Here is a 3091-nt window from a genome sequence, read left to right as displayed (position 1 = left end):
CACGCCGACGAGCGCGGCCGTCCCGAGCGCGAGCGCCACGGCAGCGGCCGGGACGCCCACCCACGCGCGCACGTCGACGGAGGTCCCCGGGACGCCGCCCGGCAGCACGACGCCGAGCACGGCCACGCCGAGGGCGAGGACCGCGAGGGTCCAGCAGACGACCACGACGGCACGTGCGGCACGGGAGGCCAGGGCGAGCACGGCGAGCACCACGAGACCGACGCCGAGCCAGACCGGGGCCTGCTCGGGGGCACCTGCGCGGCCGACGACGAGACCCAGGGCGGTCCGCCAGCCCGGCTCGCCACCGGCGAGCGGCGACCCGCTCTCCCACCACCACAGCCCCGGGTGGAGGACGCGGCCGACGACCCAGGGACCGAGCAGCAGGACGGCCACGCCGAGACCGAGGAGGAGGCGACGGACCAGGCGCGGGTCGAGCGCCGCGACGACGAGCGCACCGAGCAGCGCGAGCAGCAGGACGACGGGCGCGAAGGCTGCGCCGACGGCCACCCACACGCCCCACCGCACGGCGGTCCGCCACGAGGCGCGCTGCGAGAGCGGGTCGACGCCCGCGACCTGCAGCGTGGTCACGACGACGACGGGCAGCACGACGAGGGCGACGACCGTGCCGAGGCGGCCCTGGGCCACCGCACCCGAGGCGGCGACGGTGAGGCCGTACCCGACGGCCCAGACGATCCGCAGCCGACGGTGGTCGGTCAGCCTGCGACCGAGGCGGTGGGCCGTCAGTGCGGCGAGCGGCACCGAGAGCAGGAGCAGCGCGGCCACCAGCAGAGCGGGCGACGGCCAGATCGGTGTGGCCGCCACCGCCAGCAGGAGCACCGCCGGCGACACGAGGCCGGTGCCGCCGAGGCCGATCTCGTGGGACCGCTCGAACCACAGGCGCCACCAGTCGCCGGCCGAGCCGGGCGTGACTCCGAGCGCCCCGCCCGTCAGGATGCTGTCGCCCGCACCGGTCAGCAGCGAGCGACCGGCCACGAGCGAGAGGACGACGAGCGCCCCCACCGTGACCAGCCAGGGCCGACGCACCCAGAGGGGCGGCCCGTCGTCGAGCGTGACGACGTCGTCACCGTCGTCGTCGAGGGTCGACCGTCGGCCCGTGGTCTCGACCGCCTCGGGCCGCACCAGGGCGGCGGCCACGTCGCGGGCGGTGTCGAAGCCGTGCCGGTACGGCAGCCAGAACGGCGCGAACAGGTGGCGGACGGCACGGTCGTCACGCCGGGCCGTGGCCGCCCGCCGACGTCGTGCCGCACGGAGCCGGCCCGGCCGTCCGTACACCGACGCGACCGCCTGCAGCTGGTCACCGGCCGCCTCGGGGTGGGCGGAGAGCACGAGCCCCAGGGTCCGCAGCAGCGAGCCGACGAGCAGCCGCACGTACTGCCACCAGAAGCGGGGGCCCGAGGTGTTGGCGAGCATCGTGTGCAGCGCGGCACGACGCTGCTCGGCGGGCTCGACGTCGCCGGCCGCACGTCGGCGGATCCCGCGGCGCGAGGCCTCGGCGTGGAAGATCACGGCACGCGGGGCGACCCGGGTGCGGTACCCGGCCCGCGCCACGCGCCAGCCGAGGTCGATGTCGTCGAAGTACAGCGGCAGGTCGGGGGACAGCCCGTCGAGCTCGTCCCACACGTCGCGGCGCACGAGCATGCCCGCCGTGTCGACGGCGAGCACGTCCTTCGGCCAGTCGTGCTGGCCCGCGTCGGGCTCCCCCGTCTCCAGGCCGGTCTCGCGGACCCCGGTCGAGGTGACGGTCAGCCCGACCTCGAGCAGGCGCCGCAGCGACGGCCACTCGCGGATCTTGGGGCCGACCACGGCGACGTCGTCGGCCGCGGTCGCCTCGTCGAGGAGGGCGGCGAGCGCCCCCGGCTCGACGATCGCGTCGTCGTGCAGCAGCCACACCCAGTCGGTGCGGGGCATCGCGTCGACGGCGAGCCGCACGGCGGCGCCGAAGCCCGTGCCGGCCGGGGCGTAGGTCACGCGGTCGGGTCCGAACGCCTCACGCACGAGCTCGGGGCCGTCGTCGGTCGAGCTGACGTCGACCACGCGCCAGCTGGTGGGGGCGTGCTCCAGCGCCGAGAACGACGCGAGCACCTGCGGCAGCCAGCGGCCGCCGTCGTGGGTCACGAGGACCGCGCCCACCGTGGGCGGCGCGGCGCGCCAGGCCGGGAGGGCGGGTGAGTCCTCGTCGGTCACGCGCTCGTCCATGCCCGCCAACCTAGCGGGGCGCGAAAGGGGCCGCCGTCCCGGCGGGGCGGCTCAGGCGCGCTTCTTCAGCTTGCGTCGCTCGCGCTCGGAGAGACCGCCCCAGATGCCGAACCGCTCGTCGTGCGCGAGGGCGTAGTCGAGGCACTCGCCGCGCACGTCGCACGTGAGGCAGACCCGCTTCGCCTCGCGCGTGGACCCGCCCTTCTCGGGGAAGAAGGCCTCCGGGTCGGTCTGGGCACAGAGCGCACGCTCCTGCCACATGAGCTCCTCTTCGGGGGACAGTGGCAGACCCAGATCGAATGACATGTCCGTAATTACACGCCTGGCGCTGCCATACGTCAAGCCGAATTGCACGATCCGCGCCGTCTCCGGCGTGTCGCGCCGCGCGGCAGGGGTCCGGACGGCTCGCCAGGGGCGGGACGGGGCGGTCGGCCGCTCGGGACCCTGGGAGGATGGCACGGTGACGACTCTCGCCGACCTGCTCCCCGCCGTGCGCGAGCCCGGCCGCCCCCTCCTCACCTGGGACGACCGTGGCACCGGCGAACGCGTGGAGCTCAGCGCCACCACGACGGCCAACTGGGTCGCGAAGACGTCGTCCCTGCTGGTCGACGAGCTCGACGTCGAGCCGGGGACGCGGGTGCGCGTGGGCCTGCCGACGCACTGGCTGCGCTTCGTCTGGCTCCTGTCGTGCTGGAGCGTCGGCGCGGTCGTCGTGGAGCACGACGCGGCGGTCGGCGTGAGCGGCCCGGAGCTCCAGGGCGACGAGCCCGTCCGCCTGGCGGCGTCGTTGCGGCCACTCGGGGGGCGGTTCGTCGAGCCGCCCGTCGGCTTCGGCGACCTCGCCACGGTCGTGCCGGGCCCGCCCGACGTCTTC

The 3091-nt window shown here is 75.9% G+C and carries 3 protein-coding genes; 1 reads left to right on the top strand and 2 read right to left on the bottom strand.

Going from position 1 to position 3091, the window contains the following annotated elements; genetic code table 11:
• Positions 1-2217 (bottom strand): glycosyltransferase family 2 protein (locus NH339_RS17735; RefSeq protein ID WP_253027320.1); only part of this gene is annotated, 2217 nt, incomplete at its 3' end.
• Positions 2218-2268: 51 nt separating this feature from the next.
• Complete coding sequence (locus NH339_RS17730) at positions 2269-2523, bottom strand: WhiB family transcriptional regulator (protein WP_067855452.1); 255 nt, start codon at positions 2521-2523, stop codon at positions 2269-2271.
• Between the two features lie 154 nt (positions 2524-2677).
• On the opposite strand from NH339_RS17730, the gene NH339_RS17725 reads away from it, so the two are divergent.
• Positions 2678-3091, top strand: a 414-nt coding sequence (locus NH339_RS17725) for a TIGR03089 family protein (protein WP_253027319.1), incomplete at its 3' end; no start/stop codon positions are given.

The organism is Aeromicrobium sp. CnD17-E, assembly GCF_024124745.1.
Classification (GTDB): Bacteria; Actinomycetota; Actinomycetes; order Propionibacteriales; family Nocardioidaceae; genus Aeromicrobium.
Note: the sequence above shows the minus strand (reverse complement) of the source record. Positions and strands in the feature narration are given on the sequence as shown.

Coding starts and splice junctions, on each gene's coding strand:
- NH339_RS17730 (WP_067855452.1), bottom strand. CDS start 2,523: ATGTCATTCGATCTGGGTCTGCCACTGTCCCCCGAAGAGGAGCTCATG.